At 67.1% G+C, this 22,805-nt stretch carries 16 protein-coding genes; 8 read left to right on the top strand and 8 right to left on the bottom strand.

The features are described 5' to 3' along the window. Window positions 1-63: 63 nt before the first annotated feature. Together pdxR and A6M56_RS03240 are read left to right on the top strand one after the other, a co-directional pair. A complete protein-coding gene (gene pdxR / locus A6M56_RS03245) occupies window positions 64-1,563 on the top strand; it encodes a MocR-like pyridoxine biosynthesis transcription factor PdxR (RefSeq protein WP_102080200.1) in 1,500 nt (499 codons plus the stop codon). 337 nt (window positions 1,564-1,900) lie between these two features. Next, window positions 1,901-5,461, top strand: a complete 3,561-nt coding sequence (locus A6M56_RS03240) for an indolepyruvate ferredoxin oxidoreductase family protein (protein WP_115044129.1) — start codon at window positions 1,901-1,903, stop codon at window positions 5,459-5,461. A gap of 75 nt (window positions 5,462-5,536) precedes the next feature. On the opposite strand, the gene sbcB is transcribed toward A6M56_RS03240, so the two are convergent. Further along, window positions 5,537-6,976: an exodeoxyribonuclease I gene (gene sbcB / locus A6M56_RS03235; protein WP_102080202.1), complete on the bottom strand. Its 1,440-nt coding sequence runs from the start codon at window positions 6,974-6,976 to the stop codon at window positions 5,537-5,539. Window positions 6,977-7,123: 147 nt separating this feature from the next. On the opposite strand from sbcB, the gene adhP reads away from it, so the two are divergent. Beyond that, window positions 7,124-8,146, top strand: coding sequence for an alcohol dehydrogenase AdhP (gene adhP / locus A6M56_RS03230; protein ID WP_102080203.1), 1,023 nt, complete (start codon window positions 7,124-7,126; stop codon window positions 8,144-8,146). A gap of 59 nt (window positions 8,147-8,205) precedes the next feature. Beyond that, window positions 8,206-9,201 (top strand): 2-hydroxyacid dehydrogenase, encoded by a 996-nt coding sequence (locus tag A6M56_RS03225; RefSeq protein ID WP_045785148.1) that lies wholly within the window; start codon window positions 8,206-8,208, stop codon window positions 9,199-9,201. A 9-nt stretch (window positions 9,202-9,210) separates the two neighbouring features. On the opposite strand, the gene A6M56_RS03220 is transcribed toward A6M56_RS03225, so the two are convergent. Further along, window positions 9,211-9,840: an HD domain-containing protein gene (locus A6M56_RS03220; RefSeq protein ID WP_102080204.1), complete on the bottom strand. Its 630-nt coding sequence runs from the start codon at window positions 9,838-9,840 to the stop codon at window positions 9,211-9,213. Window positions 9,841-9,996: 156 nt separating this feature from the next. Between A6M56_RS03220 and A6M56_RS03215 the strand changes: the two genes are divergently transcribed. From A6M56_RS03215 to A6M56_RS03205, 3 genes are all read left to right on the top strand, one after another. Next, window positions 9,997-10,692, top strand: coding sequence for a Crp/Fnr family transcriptional regulator (locus A6M56_RS03215; protein ID WP_045785150.1), 696 nt, complete (start codon window positions 9,997-9,999; stop codon window positions 10,690-10,692). Between the two features lie 92 nt (window positions 10,693-10,784). Beyond that, window positions 10,785-12,032 (top strand): MFS transporter, encoded by a 1,248-nt coding sequence (locus A6M56_RS03210; protein WP_102080294.1) that lies wholly within the window; start codon window positions 10,785-10,787, stop codon window positions 12,030-12,032. A gap of 141 nt (window positions 12,033-12,173) precedes the next feature. Beyond that, entirely contained in the window at window positions 12,174-13,028 is an 855-nt protein-coding gene (locus A6M56_RS03205) for a ferritin-like domain-containing protein (protein ID WP_233902652.1), read from the top strand. 72 nt (window positions 13,029-13,100) lie between these two features. Here A6M56_RS03205 and A6M56_RS03200 read toward each other — a convergent pair whose 3' ends face one another. The 5 genes from A6M56_RS03200 to A6M56_RS03180 form a co-directional block, all read right to left on the bottom strand. Next, window positions 13,101-14,180: a porin gene (locus A6M56_RS03200; protein ID WP_045785151.1), complete on the bottom strand. Its 1,080-nt coding sequence runs from the start codon at window positions 14,178-14,180 to the stop codon at window positions 13,101-13,103. A gap of 397 nt (window positions 14,181-14,577) precedes the next feature. Continuing rightward, window positions 14,578-15,162 (bottom strand): response regulator, encoded by a 585-nt coding sequence (locus A6M56_RS03195; RefSeq protein WP_062737717.1) that lies wholly within the window; start codon window positions 15,160-15,162, stop codon window positions 14,578-14,580. Between the two features lie 181 nt (window positions 15,163-15,343). Beyond that, entirely contained in the window at window positions 15,344-17,332 is a 1,989-nt protein-coding gene (locus tag A6M56_RS03190; protein ID WP_045785153.1) for a methyl-accepting chemotaxis protein, read from the bottom strand. Window positions 17,333-17,463: 131 nt separating this feature from the next. Beyond that, window positions 17,464-20,223, bottom strand: a complete 2,760-nt coding sequence (locus A6M56_RS03185; protein ID WP_373271741.1) for a bifunctional glycoside hydrolase/polysaccharide deacetylase family protein — start codon at window positions 20,221-20,223, stop codon at window positions 17,464-17,466. A gap of 109 nt (window positions 20,224-20,332) precedes the next feature. Further along, window positions 20,333-21,121: an SDR family NAD(P)-dependent oxidoreductase gene (locus tag A6M56_RS03180; RefSeq protein WP_045787687.1), complete on the bottom strand. Its 789-nt coding sequence runs from the start codon at window positions 21,119-21,121 to the stop codon at window positions 20,333-20,335. A gap of 297 nt (window positions 21,122-21,418) precedes the next feature. On the opposite strand from A6M56_RS03180, the gene A6M56_RS03175 reads away from it, so the two are divergent. Beyond that, window positions 21,419-21,907 (top strand): MarR family winged helix-turn-helix transcriptional regulator, encoded by a 489-nt coding sequence (locus A6M56_RS03175; RefSeq protein WP_045785155.1) that lies wholly within the window; start codon window positions 21,419-21,421, stop codon window positions 21,905-21,907. 123 nt (window positions 21,908-22,030) lie between these two features. On the opposite strand, the gene A6M56_RS03170 is transcribed toward A6M56_RS03175, so the two are convergent. Beyond that, complete coding sequence (locus tag A6M56_RS03170) at window positions 22,031-22,729, bottom strand: response regulator (RefSeq protein WP_045785156.1); 699 nt, start codon at window positions 22,727-22,729, stop codon at window positions 22,031-22,033. Window positions 22,730-22,805 lie beyond the last annotated feature (76 nt).

Raw genomic sequence — 22,805 nt, 5'->3', positions numbered from 1 at the left:
CGACGATAGAAAAAGCGTGGCACCATGCGTAGACCCACCTGAACGCACATTCCTGGAGCCACGATGGATTACGGCGTCCTGCTGTCGAACTACGAGCGCACAGCCGCGCGCGGCAACGGCGAGGGTGCCCGCATGTCGCAGCAGCATCGCCTGTATGCGTGCCTGCGCGCGGCCATCCTGAGCGGGCAGATCGAAGAAGGCACGCGCCTGGCGCCCTCGCGCACGCTGGCCGAAGAACTCGGTATCGCCCGCAATTCGGTGCTGTATGCCTACGAGCAATTGGCCGCGGAGGGCTTTGTGCTGACCCGGCGGCAGGGCACGGTGGTCGCTCGCGTGGGGTTGCAGCAACCGCCCGTGCAGGCGACCGAGATGTCGCCCGTGCTGTCGAACCGCGTGCGCGAGCTCGAGCGCCCGCGCGGCGGCATGGATGACCCCCTGCCATTCCTGCCTGGCACGCCGGCGCTCGATGAATTTCCGCTCGCGCAGTGGCGGCGCTGCATCGAGCGCGGCTGGCGTCGTATCGGGCCTGGCCAGATGGGCTACGGCCCGGTGGAAGGCAACGTGGCGCTGCGGCAGGCGGTGGCGGAATACCTGCGTGTTTCGCGCGGCGTGCGGTGCGACGCGGCGCAGGTGTTCATCACCGACGGCACGCAGAACAGCCTGGACCTGTGCGGACGCACGCTGGCCGATGCGGGCGACACCGCCTGGATCGAGAACCCCGGCTACTACGGGGCACGTGCCGCCCTGCAGGCCGCCGATCTGCGGCTGGTGCCGATCGGTGTGGACGCCGACGGCCTTGCCCCGCACGAGGGCGACTGGCGCCGCACGCCCCCGAAGCTCATCTACATCACGCCGTCGCACCAGTACCCGCTGGGCGCCGTGATGAGCCTGGAGCGGCGCCTTGCGCTCATCCAGCATGCCCGCGCGGCCGGCGCGTGGATCATCGAAGACGATTACGACAGCGAATTCCGCCACACGGGCGCACCGCTGTCCGCCGTCCAGGGCCTCACCGCCGATGCCCCCGTCATCTACCTCGGCACGTTCAGCAAGATGCTGTTCCCAGCGCTTCGGCTCGGCTACATGGTGGTGCCGCCAGCCCTCGTGCCCGCGCTGCAGAAGACAGCGGGTGCGCTGATGCTGCGCGGGCGCGTGGCCGACCAGCTGGCGCTGGCTGAATTCATCGAGGCCGGGCATTTCACGCGGCACCTGCGGCGCATGCGCCGCTTGTACGGCGAGCGCCGCGACGCGCTGCAGGCGGCCATCGAGCGCCATCTGCAAGGCATCGTGACGGTGTCGGGCGGTGCGGGCGGCATGCACCTGTCCGCACGGCTCGATGCGCCCGTGGCCGACACCGACGTCAGCCGCGCCGCGCGCGAACGCGGCATGGTGCTGCGGCCGCTGTCGCGCTTCTGTCTGCCCGGCACGTTCAGTCCGCAGTACAACGGCCTGGTGCTCGGCTACGGCAATGTGCCTGCCGCGGCGATGGACGGCCTGGTCCTGCGCATGCGCGACGTGATTGAACAGGTCGCCGCCGTCCGATCCGATGCGGCGATGAGGCGCTGAAGGCCGGGGTATCCGGCAGAACGGCGGCAACCACATCGTCCAGGCAGACGCGGCTTGTCGGCGCGCTTCGCCGTGCACGGCGCTTGTCGCGTCAGGCGTTGCATGCGCTGCAACATCGGCGTGGCTGCCCCGTCCAATGCGCCACTTCTGTGCCGAAAACGCCGCAACCTCGGGAAAACCCGCCCCCGTTCTTGCTGCGTTGCACGGTGTTGCGCGTGTCACGCAGTGCTACGATGCCCAGACCCACGGCTGTCCTCCGGTTTCCACAAGAAACGGCGGGGGCGGCATCAAAAGAGACCTGCTGCTGGTGATCCCGGCACACCCACACGGAGCACGCATGAATGCCCCTCTGAACGACGCGCTACGCCGCGCGCTCGAAACCGTTTCCCTGGACGACAAGTACACGCTCGAGCGTGGCCGCATTTACATCAGCGGCACGCAGGCACTGGTGCGTCTGCCGATGCTGCAGCAGGAGCGCGACCGCGCCGCTGGGCTGAACACGGCGGGCTTCATCTCCGGCTACCGCGGCTCGCCGCTGGGTGCGCTGGACCAGGCCTTGTGGAAGGCCAAGAAGCATCTGGCCGCGCACAACATCGTCTTCCAGGCGGGGCTCAACGAAGACCTGGCCGCCACGGCGGTCTGGGGCTCGCAGCAGGTGAATCTGTATCCGAATGCCAAGTTCAGCGGCGTGTTCGGCATGTGGTACGGCAAGGGGCCGGGCGTCGACCGGACGATCGACGTGTTCAAGCATGCCAACTCGGCCGGCTCGTCCGCGCATGGCGGCGTGCTGGTGCTGGCAGGCGATGACCACGCCGCCAAGTCGTCCACGCTGGCGCACCAGTCCGAGCACGTCTTCAAGGCGGCCGGCATTCCGGTGCTGTATCCGTCGAACGTGCAGGAGTACCTCGACTACGGCCTGCACGGCTGGGCGATGAGCCGGTACTCCGGCCTGTGGGTGGCCATGAAGTGCGTGACGGATGTGGTGGAATCGTCCGCCTCGGTGGATGTGGATCCGCACCGTGCGCAGATCCTCCTGCCCGAAGACTTCGTCATGCCCCAGGGCGGCCTGAACATCCGCTGGCCCGATCCGCCGCTGGTGCAGGAAGCGCGGCTGCTCGACTACAAGTGGTACGCCGGCCTCGCCTACGTGCGCGCCAACAAGCTCGACCGCGTGGTGCTCGATTCGCCGCAGGCCCGCTTCGGCATCATGACCGCCGGCAAGGCGTACCTGGACGTGCGCCAGGCGCTGGTCGATCTCGGCCTCGATGAGGACACCTGCCGCCGCATCGGCATCCGCCTGTACAAGGTCGGCTGCGTGTGGCCGCTCGAGGCCCAGGGCGCTCGCGCCTTTGCCGAAGGCCTGCAGGAAATCCTGGTGGTGGAAGAGAAGCGCCAGATCCTCGAATACCAACTCAAGGAAGAGTTGTACAACTACCGCGACGACGTGCGTCCGCGCGTGTACGGCAAGTTTGACGAGCGCGACAACGCGGGCGGCGAATGGTCGGTGCCGATGGCCAACTGGCTGCTGCCCGCGCATTACGAACTGTCGCCGGCACTCATCGCGCGCGCCATCGCCACGCGCCTGGAGAAGTTCGAGCTGCCCTCGGACGTGCGCGCCCGCATTGCCGCGCGCATCGCCATCATCGACGCCAAGGAGAAGGCGCTCGCCAAGCCGCGCATCACCGCCGAGCGCAAGCCGTGGTTCTGCTCGGGCTGCCCGCACAACACGTCGACCAACGTGCCGGAAGGCTCGCGCGCGCTGGCCGGCATCGGCTGCCACTACATGACCGTGTGGATGGACCGCCGCACCGACACCTTCAGCCAGATGGGCGGCGAAGGTGTGGCGTGGATCGGCCAGATGCCGTTCTCGGGCGACCAGCACGTGTTCGCCAACCTCGGCGACGGCACGTACTACCACTCGGGCCTGCTGGCGATCCGCGCGTCGATTGCAGCCAAGGTGAACATCACCTACAAGATCCTCTACAACGACGCCGTGGCCATGACGGGCGGGCAGCCGGTCGACGGCCCGCTTTCCGTCCCGCAGATCGCCGCGCAGGTCTACGCCGAAGGCACGTCGCGCATCGTCATCGTCACGGACGAGCCGGAGAAGTACAACGCCGCCATCAAGCTCCCGGAAGGCGTAACGGTGCATCACCGCGATCGCCTCGATGCCATCCAGCGCGAGCTGCGCGAGGTGCCGGGCACCAGCGTGCTGATCTACGACCAGACCTGCGCGACCGAGAAGCGCCGTCGCCGCAAGCGCGGCACGATGGCCGATCCGGCACGCCGGGCGTTCATCAACGACGCCGTGTGCGAAGGCTGCGGCGATTGCTCGGTCAAGTCGAACTGCCTGTCGGTCGAGCCGCTGGAAACGGAGCTGGGCACGAAGCGCAAGATCAACCAGTCGTCGTGCAACAAGGACTTTTCGTGCGTGAACGGCTTCTGCCCGAGCTTCGTGACGGCAGAAGGCGCGCAGGTGCGCAAGCCGGAGTCGCACGGCGTGTCGATGGACGGCCTGCCGCTGCTGCCGCATCCTGAGCTGCCGGCCATCCACCGCGCGTATGGCGTGCTGGTGACCGGCGTCGGCGGCACAGGCGTGGTGACGATCGGCGGCCTGCTCGGCATGGCCGCGCACATCGAAGGCAAGGGCGTGACCGTGCTCGACATGGCGGGCCTGGCGCAGAAAGGCGGCGCGGTGCTCTCGCATGTGCAGATCGGCGAGCGCCCCGATTCGATCCACGCCACGCGCATCGCCATGGGCGAGGCGGACCTCGTGATCGGCTGCGACGCGATTGTCTCGGCGTCGGACGAAGTGCTGTCGAAGGTGCAGCACGGCCGGACGCGCGCCATCATCAACAGCACCGCATCGCCCACGGCCGACTTCATCAAGAACCCGAACTGGCGCTTCCCGGGCAGCTCGGCCGAGGCGGACATCCGCGCGGCCGTCGGCGATGCCTGCGCATTTGAAGACGCCAACACGCTGGCCGTGCGCCTGCTGGGCGATGCCATCTTCACCAACCCGCTGGTGCTGGGCTTTGCCTGGCAGAAGGGCTGGGTTCCGCTGACGCACGACGCGCTCATCCGCGCGATCGAACTCAACGGCGTCGCCGTCGAGAAGAACAAGACCGCGTTCGAATGGGGCCGCCACCTCGCGCAAGACCGCGAGGCGGTGCTCAAGCTGGCAGGCGACGCACCGCGTGCCAAGGCCGACGTCATCGCCCTGCCCTCGCTCGACACGCTGATCGCCCGCCGCGTCGATCTGCTGACCGCATACCAGAACGCCGCGTATGCCGCTGAATTCCGCGCGGTGGTCGAGCGCGTGCGTGCAGCAGAGGCCGCCGTGGTGGGGGCCGGCCAGCCGCTGGCGCTCACGGAAGCGGTGGTGCGCAACCTGTCGAAGCTGATGGCGTACAAGGACGAATACGAAGTCGCCCGTCTGTACACCGATCCGGCCTTCCTCGACAAGCTGCGCGCGCAGTTCGAAGGCGAACCCGGCCGCGACTACCAGCTCAACTTCTGGCTCGCGCCGCCCATGACGGCCAAGCGTGACGAGAAGGGCCACCTGGTCAAGCAACGCTTTGGCCCGAACACGATGCGCATCTTCAAGCTGCTCGCCAAGCTCAAGGGCCTGCGCGGCACGGCGCTCGACATCTTCGGCAAGACCGAAGAACGCCGCACCGAGCGCGCGCTGATCGGCGAATACCGCGCGCTGGTCGATGAACTGGTGCAGGGCCTGACGGCGCAAAAGCTGGCCCAAGCCGTGGAACTGGCTCGTCTGCCGGAGGACATCCGCGGCTTCGGCCATGTGAAGGAGGCCAACCTGGCTGCGGCGCGCATCCGCTGGAACAAGCTGCTGGCCCAGTGGCGCGATCCGGCGGCGGCACAGCAGGCGGCCTGATCGGCGCTAAGCGTTCGGCATCGCCAATAAAAAACGGAGGCTTCGGCCTCCGTTTTTCTTGATGCGTCGGCTTCGTCAGCCCGGCACGATCTGCTGCGCGTAGTCGTACAGATCCTGCAGGATGCCCTGCGCACGCGTGTCGCCGTTCTCTGCCGCTTCCGCGCCCAACTGTTGAAGCCGCTCGCCGAACATTTCGAAGGTCATGTAGCCGTCACGGCCTTCGAACAGCCGCTCGGCGCGCAACTGCTCCCACTGCTCGTATTCCTCCTCGTTCAGCGTGTCAGGGAAGTTGCGTGCGCGGTAATGGAACAGCAGTTCGGGCAGGCGCGCGTCGGCAAACTCCGCATGCAGGCGCGCGAGCTGTTCGCCGCTGAGCGTGCGCAGCTCGTTGAGCAGGCGGCGGTCGTCGTTGCCGACGAATCCGCCGTAGAGGTTCTGGTCGACGTCTTCGATCGGCTCCAGTTCGCGGGCGTACACCTGACGCCAGGTTTCGCGCATGTCCGGCGCGGCTTGCGCGATGGCGGCGTGGCGTTCGATCGTGGCGAAGTCGATGCCCCAGCGTTCTGCCTGCGCGGGCTGCAGCGTCTTCATGTTGCTGATGACGATGGGCGACTTGTTGATATGGATCGACTTGATCGGCAGTCGCGTGGTGCCTTCGGCCAGATCGGCCGTGCGCGTGAACATGCGCTCGCGGATCGTCGCCACATCCATGTGGAACAGCTCGGACGGGTCGAACGCCAGATCCCAGACGATCAGTTCGTTCTTGTTGGTCGGATGCCCACCCAGCGGCCACACCACCGCCATGCAGCCGCGCTCCACGCCATACATGCCGGAGATGTGCAGCAACGGCCGCGGCGCATCGCCAATCTCGGCCACCACGCGGTCTTTCTTGCGCAGCGCCAGGCAGAAATCGAACAGGCGCGGCTGCGCATTGCGAATCAGGCGCGCCAGCGCAATCGTCGCGCGCACGTCGGACACCGCATCGTGCGCCGCCTCGTGCACCAGGCCGTTGGCCTTGGACAGATGCTCCAGCTTGAAACTCGGCCGGCCGTCTTCGTGCGTCGGCCATTGAATGCCTTCCGGGCGCAGGGCCCACGTCGTGCGGACCACATCGAGCAGATCCCAGCGTCCGCAGTCGTTCTGCCACTCGCGCGCGTACGGGTCGATCAGGTTGCGCCAGAACAGGTGGCGCGTCACCTCATCGTCGAAACGGATGGTGTTGTAGCCGACGCCGATGGTGCCGGGCGTGCCGAGTTCGCGCTCGATGGCCTGGGCGAAACGGTATTCCGGAATGCCTTGCCGGGCGCATTGCTGTGGCGTGATGCCGGTGATGAGGCACGACACCGGATCGGGCAGCCAGTCGTTGGACGGCTGGCAGAACAGTTCGACCGGCTCGCCGATCTCGTTCAGCTCGGCATCGGTGCGGATGCCGGCAAACTGCGCGGGGCGATCACGGCGCGGCACGGCGCCGAACGTTTCGTAGTCGTGCCAGAGAAAGGTGGGAGTGACGGGCAAGGCAGCGGCTCGCTGGAAAACACTGAAGATGCCGGCATGTTAACAGTGTTGCCCATCCCGCTCGCCCTCCTTGGCGGTTGACTCACATCAACCCGCATCGGGCAGGCGTCGACCAGACTGGTATCTCCCCCAACCCGGAGATGTCTCATGGCCCAGTCGATGAAAGCCGCGGTAGTCCATGCGTTTGGCGAACCCTTGCGCATTGAGGAAGTGCCGGTTCCGACACCTGGGCGCGGGCAGATTCTTGTCAAGATCGCGGCCTCGGGCGTCTGCCATACAGACTTGCACGCCGCCGAGGGCGACTGGCCCGTCAAGCCCAGCCTGCCGTTCATCCCCGGGCACGAAGGCGTGGGTTATGTGGCAGCCGTGGGCGAAGGCGTAACCGCCGTCAAGGAAGGCGACCGCGTGGGTGTGCCCTGGCTCTACACCGCCTGCGGCCACTGCGAGCACTGCCTGAGTGGCTGGGAAACCCTCTGCCACGAGCAGCAGAACACCGGCTACTCCGTCAACGGCGGCTATGCCGAATACGTACTGGCCGACCCGAACTACGTCGGCCACCTGCCCGCGCAGGTCAGTTTCGAAGAGATCGCACCGATCCTCTGCGCGGGCGTGACGGTCTACAAGGGCATCCGCATGACGGATACGCGCCCCGGCCAGTGGATCGCCATTTCCGGCATTGGCGGGCTGGGACACGTGGCGGTGCAATACGCGATTGCGATGGGCCTGCACGTGGTGGCCGTCGACGTCGCGCCCGACAAGCTGGCGCTGGCACGCGAGCTGGGGGCCAAGCTCGTCGTCGATGCCTCGCAGCAAGACCCGGCGGCCGTGATCCAGAAAGAGATCGGCGGTGTGCACGGCGTGCTGGTGACGGCGGTGTCACGCAGCGCCTTTGCGCAAGCGTTGGGCATGGTGCGGCGCGGCGGGACGATCTCGCTCAACGGGCTGCCGCCGGGCGATTTTCCGCTGCCGATCTTCTCCACGGTGCTCAACGGCATCACCGTGCGGGGCTCGATTGTGGGCACGCGGCGCGACTTGCAGGAGTCGCTGCAGTTTGCCGCCGAGGGGTTGGTACGCGCCCACATTCACCGCGACAAGCTCGACAACATCAACCAGGCGTTCGCCGATCTGAAGGCCGGCAAGGTAGATGGCCGCATCGTCCTGACGCTCTGAGCGCCGCCACCCGGCGGTGCGAGTAAGCTGCAGGCATCACGTCCGCTTGCCCCACCGCCATGCGCATTCTCTTTTTCAGCAGCCACCGTTACGACGAAGACAGCTTCCGCGCCTCACTCGCGCGTGGCGGCCACGGCTTCGACCTCGTCTTCCAGCGCGCGCACCTCGACGCGCAGACGGCATCCCTCGCGGCCGGCTTTGAAGTGGTATGCCCGTTCGTGAATGATTGCCTCGATGCGGAAGTGCTCGAGGCGCTGGCAGCGGGCGGCACGCAGCTGATCGCGCTGCGCTCGGCGGGCTTCAACCATGTCGACCTGGCGGCCGCACAGCGTCTGGGGCTGACGGTGGTGCGCGTGCCGGCGTATTCGCCGCACGCGGTGGCCGAACACGCGGTGGGCATGATCCTCACGCTGAACCGGCGGCTGCACCGCGCCTGCAATCGCACGCGCGAAGGCGATTTCTCGCTGGACGGATTGCTGGGGTTCGACCTGGCCGGCAAGACTGTCGGCGTCGTCGGCACGGGGCAGATCGGCCAGGTGTTCGCGCGCATCATGGCGGGTTTCGGCTGTCACGTGCTGGCATTCGATCCGTTTCCGCAAGCGGCGCTGACGGCGCTGGACGTGCGCTACGTGCCGCTGCCGGAATTGCTGGCGCAGGCCGATATCGTCAGCCTGCATTGCCCGCTCAACGCCGGCACACACCACCTCATCGACGCCAGCGCGCTCGCCAGCATGAAGCCGGGCGCCATGCTCATCAACACGAGCCGCGGCGGGCTGGTGGACAGCCCCGCCCTGATCGACGCGCTCAAGAGCGGCCAGCTCGGCCACCTTGGGCTCGACGTCTACGAAGAAGAGGCCGATCTGTTCTTCGAAGACCGCTCCGCCGACGTGCTGCAGGACGACGTGCTGGCGCGCCTGCTGAGCTTTCCCAACGTCATCGTCACCGCGCATCAGGCGTTCTTTACGCGCGAGGCGCTGGCGGGCATTGCCGACACAACGCTTGCCAACGTGGCGGCGTGGGCGGCCGGCGCGCCCGTCAATGTGGTGAGGTCCTAGCCCGGCACGTCACACTGCCGCGGCTTTCGGCTGCGACAGTTCGCTCTCGCCTTCCTTCACGTAGATGGAGTTGCGTGGCTTGGCCAGCACGCGCCGCACCATCGGCTCGAAGAACGACAGCGGCAGGTTGTCGTAGTCGGGCATGAAGGCGGCGGCGTCGTATTTGGCGCAGAACTCGGCGGTGCGCTCGAACAGCTCGGGCTGGTTGCGGTACTGCTCGCGCAGGTTGCGGTCGAGTCCGAGATGGTGGAAGAAGTAGTAGCCCTGGAAGATGCCGTGCTTCTCGACCATCCACAGGTTTTCCGGGCTCACGAACGGCTTGAGGATGGCCGCGGCGATGTCCGGGTGGTTGAAGCTGCCCAGCGTGTCGCCAATGTCGTGCAACAGCGCACAGACGACGTATTCCTCGTCGCGGCCGTCTCGGTGGGCGAGCGTGGCGGTTTGCAGGGAATGCGCGAGACGGTCGATCGGGAAGCCGCCGCAATCGCCGTCGAGCAGCTTCAGGTGCGCGAGCACCCGGTCGGGCAGCGCGCGGGCATAGGGCATGAACTCGGCCGAGATGGCGGCCCAGTCTTCGCGCGTGCCGTGCTCCATATGGGAAAACGTCGCGCGCGCGGCGGTGTGTTGGGGATCGGTCATTGGGGTGTCTCCTTCGTCGCCGGAATGGTCGCGTCGGGTACCGCGTCGTATGGACGGCGTTTGCGCGGCTGAAGGGCCATTCTGTGCCCGGCGCTTGCACGCAGACTGTCAAGCGCTTGACAATGGGCCGGTCGCCCATCGCTGCACCATGCCGCCATGCCTGCAGACGTCTCCCATACCGCTCCGGCGCCGACGCCCGCCCAACTGGCCCAGGGCTGGCTGCGCGATGCGCCGGCCGAACTGCTGGCCGAGATCGCCCCCACCACCCGGCTCGTCACCTACCCCGACGGCGAATGCATCCACCCGCACGGCGGGCCGGCGCAGGGCATGTTCCTGATCGTGCGCGGCCGCGTGCGCATCAGCCGCACGACCGGCGGCGGCAGCGAACTCGTCTACGGCGTGCTGCGCGCCGGCGAATGGTTTGGCGAGATCGCCCTCATCGACGGCGGCGGCCGCACCCACAGCGCGCACGCCCAGGGGCCGACCACGCTGATCCTGCTCGGCAGCGCGGCATTTGCGCGGGTGGTATCCGTCTACCCGGCCGCCATGTGGGCGCTGATGCAGCAGCTCTGCCAGCGCATCCGCCTGATCTTCGACGAGTTCGAGCGCGCCAGCGAGATGCCGGCCGATGCGCGCCTGGCCCAGCGCCTGCTGCAGCTCGCCCGGGCGGGCGACGGCCGCACCGTAGCCGCCAGCAACGAAGAACTGGGGCGCATGCTGGCACGCTCGCGGCAGACGATCTCGAAGTACCTGCAGGCATGGCAGCGTGCCGGATGGGTGCGGTGCCACTACCGGACGGTCGAGCTCGTCGATACGGCGGCACTGCGCAGGCTGTTCGGCGGCAACGCCTGAGCATGCCCCGCCGACGGGGCACGCGCGATCGGAGCAGCGTCGCTAGAATGCGCGTACGCCGGGCGTTCGTCCGGCGCCAACGCGTCTTCTCCATGCCCCCCATGCTCTCGCCGGCCTCGGCTGAAGGCCGGCGCCTTGTCGTGCTGCTCGGCCTCGCACAAACGGTCTCGTGGGGCACGCTGTATTTCACGTTCACCGTGTTTCTGGCGCCGATGCACGACGCGCTCGGCTGGGCGCGGCCGTTCCTGGCGGGCGGCTTCTCGCTGGGGTTGCTGGTGTGGGCGTTGTGCTCGTTCTGGGTCGGGCGCATGCTGGACCGCTGGCCGGCGCGGCGCGTCATGGGCGTCGGCACGGTGCTGGCGGCGGCAAGCCTGCTGGCGTGGTCGCTCGTGGGCAGCGAGGCCGCCTTCCTGCTGCTCTGGCTGCCCATGGGGGTCGCGATGGCCACGACGCTGTACGACCCCGCCTTCGTCGTGCTGCGGCAGGCGTTCGGCGATGCGTATCAGCGCCCGATCATCGGCCTCACGCTGATTGCGGGGTTCTCCAGCACGATCTGCATCCCGCTTGCGCAGTGGGGCGTGAACTCCATCGGTTGGCGGCACACGCTGCAGCTGTTTGCGCTGGCGCATGTGGCGGTCTGCCTGCCGATCCACGCGCGGCTTCGCGTGCGGCCGGCGGCCCACGCCGCGACGACACTGGATCCGACCACGCCGATCCATGTATCGGCGTGGCGCATGGCACTGCACATGCCGGTGTTCTGGGCGGTGGTCCTGGCGTTCGTGGCCACGAGCCTGGTCGCCACCGTACTGGGGGCCCACCTGATTCCGCTGCTGACCGAAAAAGGCGTGCCAACCAGCCGCCAGTTGCTGATCGCTGCCCTCATCGGCCCGGCGCAGGTGCTCGGGCGCCTCGCCATGATGCGGCTGCACTCCACGCGGCCGGTGCGCATCGCACCCTGGACGTATGCCGCCATGGCCCTCGCCCTCGTGCTGCTGGCCGTCTCCACCGGGCCGCTGCTGATCGGCTTCGCCCTCGTCTACGGCGCGGCCAACGGCATCAACACCATGGTCCGCGCGATCGCCATGCCGGAGCTGGTCTCGCGCAACCAGTACGCCACGCTCAATGGGCTGATGATGACGCCCGTGCTGCTCGCACAGGCCGGCGCGCCGTGGCTCGGCGCGCTGCTGTGGAAGGCCACCGGAGGCTATGCCGCCGTGGAGTGGGCGATGGTGGCAGCCGCGCTGGTCGCACTCGCGGCATTCAGCTATGGCCTGCGGCGGGCCCAGCGTCGCCCCGCGCGTACGGTGCTTCCCGGTCGCGACGTGACGCAATCGCCGTAACTTCGACGCCACTTGACGCGCAGAAGATTGCTGTCAGGAACCTTTACGCGAGCCAATCTGTCTTGAAACCTGGTACGTGATGTCTCATTCTCACGTTAGAGGCGGCCCGCTTTTTGCGGCCACGCCAACGGAGGACGCGCCGTGTCACAGGTTCATCTACAAACCGAATCCGCGAGTGGACAGCTGCCCTGGACGATCCAGGAGATCGCCTACGACAGCATCGACGTCGCACGCGTGCGGGAAAACCGCACGCTGTTCTACCTCGTCGCCAGTGCCTCGTTCATCGAGAGCGGCTCCGATCTCTACGCCGGCAACCTCGCCCAGTACTACGCCGACCGCCCGGAAACAGCGCACTGGCTGATCTCCCATTGGGAGCGCGAAGAGCTCCAGCACGGCCGTGCGCTGCGCCGCTACGTCGAAACGGTCTGGCCCGAATTCGACTGGGAGCGGGGCTACGCGCGCTTCTTCGAGGAATACTCGGTCACCTGCTCGGTCGACCACTTCGAGCCCACGCAGGCACTGGAGATGGTTGCGCGCTGCGTGGTCGAGACCGGCACCGCCACGTTCTACCGCGCCATCGCCCAGGCCGCCGCCGATGCCGACGAGCCCGTGCTGCGCGACCTGGCCAGCCGCATCTCCGCCGACGAGGTCCGGCATTACAAGCACTTCTTCCGCTTCTTCAACGAATGCAACGCATACGAAGGCGTCGGCCGCACGCGCGTACTGAAGGCGCTCGCCTCGCGCCTGCGTGAGATCAAGAACGAAGACTCGATGATCGCCCTGCGCAATGTGCTGCGCATCGAACGCGGCCAGGAAGACGTGCCCGAAGCCGATGTGCGGGCCCTGAATTCGCGTGTGAGCGCGCTGGTACGCTCGCATCTGCCGATCGACATGGCGGCCAAGATGCTGCTCAAGCCGCTGCGCCTGCGCCCGGGGTTCGAGCGCTCGATCCGGCCGCCGCTGGTCGCGCTGGTGCGGCGCGTCATGCTGCACTGATCGGCAATTCGGACGCCAAAGAAAAAACCCGGGCAGTGCCCGGGTTTTTTTTTGCAAGCCGATCAAGCGCACTCAGAACTTGTGGCGGATACCAACCATGGCGCCCATCTGGTTGTTGCTGCTGCCGTCCGTGCTGGTGAAGACGTCGCCCAGGCCGGCCACGCCCAGCGGCAAGGCTGCATTGCTGCTGTTCTTGGCGTAGGCGAGATTCAGGTAAGCGTCGGTGCGCTTGGACAGCGCATAGTCGCCGCTCAGGACAAACAGCCACGGGTTGCCTGCACCGGTGGTCTTGAAGTTCTGGTAGTAGGCCGTACCCGTCAGCGTCAGGGCCGGAGTGGCCTGATAGCCGGCGCCCAGCCAGTACAGGTTCGAACGCAGCACCGATTCGGACGCCAGCGGGTGCGTCGTGTTGAGCCAGCGATAACCCGCAAACAGCTTGGCCGGGCCGTACACGTAGGTACCGCCGATCGTCGCGCGTTGCACCTTGAGGTCGGAGACGATGCCGTAGGCGGCCGGCACGTCCGTGTTCCCGCGCATCTGGTCATACACGGCGCCCACGGAGAACGGGCCGATCGCGTAATTCAGCCCCAGGCTCCACTCGCGGCCCAGCTTGCTGGCGCCGGCGATCTCCTGGCCGTCGTTGCGCGTCGAGTACAGCGCCGACGCGGTCACGCCAGCGAACGTACCGACGTATTTCACCGCGTTGTCTGCGCGGCCCGCCATGGCGACATCCTGCGAAGCCAGCGAATAGCGCGAAACGGCCATCGGGTCGTACTGCAGGCCGAAGTCATACAGCAGGGTCTGCTGGCGCCCCAGGGTCAGTCGGCCCCACTGGCCTTCCAGCCCGACGTAGGCGTTACGACCGAACAGGCGATCGCCCTCGCCCATCTTGCCGTCGTCCAGGTTGAAACCGCTTTCCAGGTTGAAGATGCCCTTCAGGCCGCCGCCCAGGTCTTCAGCGCCGCGCAGGCCCCAGCGCGAACCGGACAAGCCGCCCGACTGCACGGCACCGCGAGAACCGCCATTACCCGGCGCCTTGTTCACCCACTCAACGCCGGCATCAACCACACCGTACATCGTCACGCTCGATTGAGCGAACGCGCCGGCGCAAACCAGAGCGGCAGCAGCGGCCGCAAACAGCTTGATCTTCATATCGTTTTCCTTGAAAAACACTATCGCGGGGAATTGCGATGGGTGGCAATTATGTATGCCGAAGGAATGGGGGCGATACTGAAAGCGATCACGCTGTGGTAAATACGAAACCGAAATGAATACGCAAACTTTTTTCTTTGAAATCAATACCTTACATTGTATGAAGCCAAACCGTAAGGCACGCTTGTACGCGTGAAATCCAATGCCTTACGATCTGTAATCCAGAATATGCGCAATGTAATCAAAAAAACGATGAAAAATAAAGTCTAATGGGCCGGCAATTCTCGATTATGATTCCGGCCGAAGCTTGAATGACAGTTTCACAGCTTCATATCGACCTTAAGAGGCCGCCGACCCGCGGCCTCTTTTTTTTGCCTGCGCTGAGCGTTGGGAGCACTCACTCAGGCAGTCCAATCTTGCGGGAAATCCGGTGCTTGAAGGTGGACACCGTCTTCGGGGAGATGCCCAGGCGCCTGGCGATTTCCGTGTTCCGATACCCCTCGGCTAGGAGCTGGTTCACGCGCATTTCGCGTTTGGTGAGCGTATCGAGGCCCGAGCCTTCGGACGCGCCGATGGCCGAACGGGGGAACGACAGGTACCCGCGCGCGGCCAGCTGCAGCGCTGCGGTCAGCACGGAGGTCGCTTCGGATTTCGGCACATAGGCGTTGGCCCCGGCGAGGAACGCGAGCCGCGCCTCGTGGCCCGTCGTGTCAGCGGACGTGACGACCAGGCCGATGTCGTGCCGCTGGGCGCGCACGCGCCGCACGAGCTCAAGCCCGTCGAGGCTCGGCAGGTTGATGTCGACGATGGCGAGCTTGGGGCGCGCCGACCGGATCAGCTGCAGACCCTCGGCGCCATCCGCCGCAGTGGCTACGAGACGCAGGTGCGGCGAGCCGGCCAGCAGAGCGTGAATGGATTCCAGGACGATGGGGTGATCGTCGATGGCAACGACGGAATGGAAAGAGGAATCTGCGGTGGACATGAACGGTGGCGCGCTTGCGGGTTCGTCTTTCCGCCACGTTCTGTTGCAAAAAACAGCGGCGGATATCGTGCTGCGAGCGCCCCTGCCGCGCTGCAGTTCCGCCACGTACAGGTTTGCATCGATCGGGCGCCTGATTCTCGCTAATTGCAACGCAACGTGACAGACGCCGCCACCCTATGCTTCAGGCAAGGCGGAACACGTCCACCGCGCCGCGCAGCTCCTGCGCCTGCTGGCGCAGGCTTTCCGCGGCGGCGGCGGCCTCCTCCACCAGCGCTGCGTTCTGCTGCGTCACCTCGTCCATCGACGTCACGGCGCGGTTGACCTCTTCAATGCCCTGAGACTGCTCGCGCGAGGCATGGCTGATCTCGCCCATCAGGCCGGTAATGCGCTCGACGCGCGTGACGATGTCCTGCATCGCTTCGCCGGCGCCGCGGGCAGCCTCGTTACCCGATTGCACTTCCTCGACCGAGCGGTTGATGAGCGCCTTGATCTCCTTGGCGGCGGCCGCGCTGCGCTGCGCGAGGCTGCGCACTTCGCCAGCCACCACCGCGAAGCCGCGGCCCTGCTCGCCTGCGCGGGCCGCTTCGACCGCGGCGTTGAGCGCCAGGATGTTGGTCTGGAAGGCAATGCCGTCGATGATGCCGGTGATGTCGGCAATCTTCTGCGCTGTGGCGTGAATGCCCGACATGGTGCCGACCAGCCGCTCCACCGTCTGCCCGCCCATGCGCGCCGCTTCGCTGGCGGCTTGCACCATGTCGTGGGCATGCTGGGCGCTGTCGGCGTTCTGGCGTACGGTGGCGGCCAGTTCTTCGATGCTGGAGGCCGTGCGCTCGAGGTTGCCGGCCTGGGCTTCGGTGCGGGCGGAGAGATCCGCATTGCCGGCGGCGATCTGGCCGGTGCTCGAGGCGATGGTGGAGGCGCTCGCGCGCACCTTGTCGACGATGCCCGTCAGGCCATCGCCCACGCCGTTGATGGCGCGCATCAATTGGCCGATTTCGTCGCGGCGCGCGGTGGGCAGGCGGTGTGTGAGGTCGCCGGCGGCCACGCGCTGGGCCACGTTCACCACTTCGGCCAGCGGCGCGCTTACCGCGCGGCGCAACATCCAGTAGAGGCCGCCAGCGAGGAGCGCGCCCAGCGCCAGCCCGAGCAGCAGGAACCGGTTGCGCGCCGAGATGAGGTCGGCTTCAAGCTCGTCCACATACGCCGTGCCGGCGATCACCAGCTTCCAGTCCGGATACTGCGTGAAGACGGTGAAGCGCTCGCGCGCGGGCCCGCCTTCGGTATCGGGCAGCGTATGGCGCAGCGTGCCTTCCTTGCGCTCGATCATCTCGCGCACCCAGGCCAGGCCGGCGGCGTCCTTCACGTCGATCAGGTTCTTGCCTTCGCGGGCCTGGTTGCGGTCGATGAGCACCTTGCCCTGGTCGGCGCCGGGCTTGCCGTCGATGACGAAGTAGCCGCCCGTCTTGCCGATCCCGTGCGCGCGGATCTTGTCCTTGAGCAGCGCCAGTTCCGAGCGCACGTCCACACCCACGTACAGCGCGCCGATGACCTTGCCCGAGGCGTCGCGCACCGGCTCGTACTTGCTCATGTAGGGCACGCCAAACAGCCACGCCAGGCCGCGGAACGGCTCGCCGGCCATCAGCGCCTTGTAGCTCGGGTGTGCCCGGTCGAGCAGTGTACCGATGGCGCGCTCCCCGTTTTCCTTTTTCAGCGAGGTGGTCACGCGGACGAAATCGTCGCCCGTGCGCGCAAAGACGGTGGCGATCGTGCCCCCCGTGCGTGCGAAGAACTTGTCCGGCACCGAGAAGTTCAGGTTCAGCACCGTGTCGCCGCTCCTGAACGTGGGCGTGGGCTTGCCGGCGATCTCCACGGTCTGGGCAGGATCGACGCTGTACGGGCCGGGCGCGGCATCGGCGAACGCCGTCAGGAAGCGGTCGGCTTCCGTGCGCATGGTGCCGTCGAACAGGCCGATCATGTCGCGCATGGCGGCTTCCTGGTCGTGCATGGCCGACTGCGCATTGGCCTCCAGCGTACGCAGGCTCGATTGCGAAATCGCAAACGCGAACAAGCCGAAGACCAGCACCAGCGCGGCCAGGCCGATGAGGGCCAGCCGGGTGCCGAGGCTCGCGGCGGGTTGTGAAGACGCAGACAGGGGCGCAGACGCTCGCATGTTGTTTTTCCTCGGGATCGTCAGTCGGGTTAACAACGGATCAACGAGGAAAAGCTTGAGCGCAAACGTTTTCTTTGGGCTTTGTTGAGCTTTGCTACCCGAGGGCGGTCATCGGCGACGGCTGCGCACCGTCAACCGCCGCAGTGCAGCTCCACGTGCTGGGGTTTCGGCGCGGCGGCATGGCCCGGGCCGAGATCGATCCGCCAGTCGGGGCCGGGCGCGCTGCCGGCGTCCCGCCCGTCCACGCTCGCGCGGCAGCCCCCGGCGTTGGCAAAGCGGATGAACGGGCGCGTATAACCGGCCACGTCGACCGCCACCGAGCGGCCATCGGCCGCGCGTTGCCAGTTGGACAGGCGGCCGTTGGCCTCGCGCACGTAGGGCAGCGCCTCCGGTGCGCCGCTGATCGTGAACCGCGCCGAACCGCTGGCCAGGTGGATATACGTGCCGCCCGGGCCAGGCCGATAGCCTGCCACGTCGCGTGCGTCGGACAGACGCGGCGTGCCGGTACCGGTCCAGCGCACGGTACGCAGGTCGCCCACTCCGCGCACGACCCAGGCGTCGCCGTCCCGCGCGATGGAAAACGCGCGGAAATCCAGCACCTTGCGGATGTAGTCCGACGCGTAGACCGGCATGACCGGCTGCCCGAGCGCCCAGTCGTACACCTGGCGCAATGCATTCAGCGAGGCGAGCTTGGTGCCTGAATACATGTGGTAGTAAATGCCGATCGGCTTGAATCGGTAGGGCCTGTCGGTCAGCTCGTACGTCTCGATGGCGCGCGCAAAGCCGTAGTACGGGCCGTGCCAGAGGTTGGTGTAGACGTTCTCGTTCTGCTGCGGCGCGAACACCTGGAACAGGCCGTTGCCCTTGTCCACACCCAGTGGCGCCACCGCCGTCCAGCTCGGGTTGGAGCGCGTGATGTAGGTGTCGCCGCCGTTCATGTTCAGCACGCCGGCCTCGTTGGCCTTTTGCACGGCGATGGGCGGCACCTGCCCGTTTCCGCTCCAGAGCAGCACCTTGACGCGTTTGTCCGCCGGCGCCAGACGGCGGTTGATGTAGCTGATGGAGCCGGCAATCTCGCGGTCCAGGTCGAACCGGTAGTTTGGGATGTTGAGCGTGAAGACATCCGCGCCCGAGGCCGTGGCGGTGGCGCCCGGCTCGAGCGGATTCGCCACGCGCAGCCAGTTGAACGGATGCGAGAACGTGTGGCTGGCCAGCTCGACATACGGCTGCGCAAAGAGGCTGCGTGCGATGGGCTCGAGCTGCGGCGTGAGCTTCGGATAGATGCCGTCGGCCGCCACCTCCCCTTCGATGACCGACACGGTGGTCGGCACCTTGTAGCGCGCCAGGATCTCGCGCAGCAGCGCCTGGCCCGAAAACTCGCCCGGCGGAAACTCGGTGCGCGAGGCAAACCCGTCGCCGTCGATATGCACGGTCATCAGGCGGCGGCCGTTCTCGGTGGTGGTGTCGGGCACGGGCATGGCGGGCAGCGCGAGCGCACGCCGCAGGAAATCGAGCGGCTGGATCACCCATCGCGCCTGATCCACGTCGGGCATGCGGAAGACGCCGAACGGCTGCAGCACATAACCGCCCCATGGCGTGATGGCCGCCCCATCGTAGACATAGCTGCCGGCCGACAGGCGCAGCAGCGATTGCATGCCCGGCACCTCCGGGTCGACCTGCACGCCCACGGCCAGGCGCCGGTCGGGGTGCGGCTGCAGCTCGAAACCGACCATCGGGTCGCGGGACACCACCGAGATCGCTTCGGCCGGCGCACCGGGCACCGTCTTCAGGCCGAGCGTCTGGGCCATGGCGGCATCCAGCGTCATGCCGAAGCGGTTGAACATCGCCACCCGGATGCCGGCGCCGATGGTCCGCTTGAGCCAGGCGGCCCAGGCGCCGGGGCGCGGGGCATTGGTATCGAACCACGTGACGACGCCCGCGTAGCGGTCCGGCGTCAGGGTCGGCAGGGGCTTGTTGGCGTCCGCCACTTCGACGCGGTAGCCGAGATAGTTCAGCGGCATGGCCAGATACAGCACCGAAGGCTGCGTGTTGGCGCTCGTGTCCGGCGCTTGCGGCTCGACCAGTAGCACGCGACGCGGCATCACTTCGAGCCGGCCGATGCCGACCGCGTCTGCTCCCGGCGTGGTGGCATAGCTCGACACGCCGGCCGCGCGGGCAACGTTGGCGGTCTCGCGCAGGCAGGTGCGCGAATAGCTCGGGCAGTAGTCGAGCGCGAGCGCAGGCAGGTGGTACTGCTCGGCGATGCTGCGCAGCGTTGCAATGCGGGCGGCGCGCGCATCGGGCGCCACATCGCGCAGCGCGTCGCTGCCATCGGCACGCTCGCGCACCAGGCCTGGCGTCACCACGCCCGCCAGTTGTGGCGCAATCTGATCCAGCCACGCAGTGCCCCCGGCCAGCAGCCTCGCGTGCGATGCACGCCGGTGCAGCGCTTGCGCGAGCGCCGCCACGGCTTGCCCGGCGTCGGGTGCGGAGCGTTGGAGGCGGTCGAGCCCATCCAGCAGGAAGCCGTGGTAGCCCTGCGCGAGCAGCGGCGCAAAGACGGTGTCGACAACGCTGTCCGGGGCGCCGGCGGCGCGCATTGCGTCGGCCAGCGGCAGGAGGTCGACCCGCGCAAGCCATTGCGTGGGCGACGGCTGCTTGGGGTTGAAGTCACCCGCGCTGGCCGGGTCCAACACCACCCAGTCGAACGCCTGCAATTCCGGCACGGGCACATCGCGGCCGTAGTACACCGCGATATGCGGGGCGGGTTCGGAAGTTGAAGCCACCGGCTGCGCCCATGCGCTCGCCCCCAACATGCCCAACGCGGCTGTTGCGAGCCACGCCACGCAACGCCGTTGCCAACCCTCCCAACCCTGCCAATCACCCTTCACCGCGTGTCTGCGCTCCATCCGGACCCTCAAAAGCTGCTCGAAGATGCATTGTGGCGGTCGCGCGGCCGATTGCAACATTTGCGGCCCGGCATGCAGCCCGACGCGGTGCCTAGAACGCCGACTTGACCACGCCGCCATCGACGCGCAGCGCAGCGCCCGTGGTCGCCGAGGACAACGGGCTTGCCACATAGGCCACGAGGTTGGCGACTTCCTGCGTCGTCGCAAAGCGCTTGATGAGCGAGGTCGGCCGCGCGGTCTCGAAGAACGTCTTCTCGAACGCCTCGAAGCTCTGCCCGCCCGAGAGCTTGCCGACGAATTCGTCCACGCCTTCGGAACGCGTGGGCCCCGGCAGCACGGCATTCACCGTGACGTTGGTGCCGGCGCACAGCTCGGCCAGTCCGCGTGAGAGGCCCAGCAGCGCGGTCTTGGTCACGCCGTAATGGACCATCTCGGCCGGAATCTGCACGCCGCTTTCGCTGCTGATGAAGACGATGCGGCCCCAATCCTGCGCACGCATGGCGGGCAGGTATGCGCGCGACAGCCGCACGCCGCTCATCACGTTGACATTGAAGAAGCGCAGCCATTCGGCGTCGTCGATCTCTTCGAACGGCTTCGGATCGAAGATGCCGAGGTTGTTGACGAGGATGTCGACCTTCGGAAAGCGCCCCACCAGCGCGTCGGCCTGCAGCGGGTTGGACAGATCGCCGGCAAACGCCTCGACCTGCGCGCCGGGCACCTCGGCCTGCAGGCGTGCAATGGCATCGGCGACGGAGGCCTCGGTGCGCCCGTTGACGATCACGCGGGCGCCCTCTGACGCGAGTGCTACAGCGATGGCATGACCGATGCCCTTGGTGGACCCGGATACGAGAGCGAGCTTGTTCTGAAGGTGGAGGTTCATGGCGTTGAAAACAGGAAGATGGACGAGGACAGGCACGCCGCGCCACTTCGGACAACCCACGCGCAGCCGCGACGTTTCAAGCATGATACGAACCACCCCACCCCCGGGCAGCCGCAATCGTTTTGCAGCGGTATCCAACCAGATTTGATGATGAGCGTTGGTGTCGATCCCGGCTTGACGGCCTGGGCAAGCGACGATTAGTGTGCAATGAAGCACGCCCGCGCGAACGCGCAGACAGGCAGGGCACGGACGGCAAGCCTTACAAGCCGGATCACCGGCAGAACGGGGAGCACCACCATGAACATCGACGTACAGACACCTGAGGCTGCCGCAGGTGGCGCCACCGGTGGCGCCTACCAGCTTGACAGCATGGACCGGGAAAACAACGTGGGCCGACTCGTGCATCGGGTCCGGCATGCGCTGGTCACGCATATCGACAGTGCCCTCGCATCGCTGGACCTGACGGCGGCGCAGTGGACCGTGGTCGTCTACCTGGCCGAAGACCTGGCCAGCACCCCGGCCGAGCTGTCACGGCTGCTGCACTACGATCCAGGCGCGATGACCCGGCTCATCGACCGGCTCGAGAAGAAAAACATCGTCAAGCGCGCCCCGAGCGACGCCGATCGGCGTTCGGTCGTGGTCTCGCTCACCGAGCAGGGCCGCGCGCTGTACCCCGAAATCCAGCCCTTGATCATCGACGTGCTCAATCACCTGCTGCGGGGCTTCTCGCAGGCCGAGGTGAAGCAGCTGGAGAACCTGCTGCTGCGGGTGCTCCACAACGCTTGAGCGGGACGCCGCGGGGCCGGTCGGCCGGTCGGGACGTCCGCGTGCACCGCGCGGCGCGCGACAGCGATGCCGGCGCCGGTCAGCGCCTGCGCCAGGCTGCGCAGGCCCGCACGGGCGGTGCGCTCACTGGCCTTGGACCTCGTGCTTGATCTTGAAGAGCTCGGTGTCGTTCTGGATGCCCAGCTTGCGGTAGGCCGACTGCTTCTGCGAGCTGATCGTCTTGATGCTGCGCGCGAACTTCTCGGCAATGTCCGTCACCGACATGCCGGCGAGGCAACAGCGCAGCACTTCGCTCTCGCGCGGACTCAGCTCAGGACGGTCGACCAGCGGCGACAGCTTGTCGCCTGTCTTGACGGACGCCGCGGGCGCGTCGGCCAGCGCGTCGCCTTCCATCTCGGCGGCCAGCGCGGCGTTCAGCCGCTTGCCGCCCGTCGCCACGGTGCGGATGGCCGCCACCAGTTCCGACAGTTCCTCTTCCTTGCCGACAAACCCGCGCGCGCCCGCATGCATCGCCATGCCGACGGTCGCCTTGTTGTGATGCGCCGAGGCGACGAGGATCTTCACATCCGGATACCGCACGCGGATCAGGCGGATCAGGTTCAGGCCGTCGATCTCGGTCGGCCCGAGCGCGTAGTCCATCAGCAGGACGTCGGCCTCGGCGGCGCCGCGCTTGAGCGCCTGCACCAGATCGCGGCCCGATTCGAACACGCCGGTGATCTCGATGTCCGCTTCCTGCGTCAGACGCGCAACCGTGCCGTGACGGACGACGGCATGGTCGTCTAGCACGACCACGCGGATCGGTCGGATCGCGGTCCAGTTCATGTTGGCGGGTCCTCTTCGGCTGATGTTGGGACAGCTGCGGCGGCCGGCAGAAGGGGCCGGAACATGGCGCCGCAGG

This window comes from Ralstonia sp. RL, from assembly GCF_001683835.1.
Lineage (GTDB): Bacteria > Pseudomonadota > Gammaproteobacteria > Burkholderiales > Burkholderiaceae > Ralstonia > Ralstonia mannitolilytica.
This window is presented reverse-complemented; position numbering and strand designations above follow the sequence as displayed.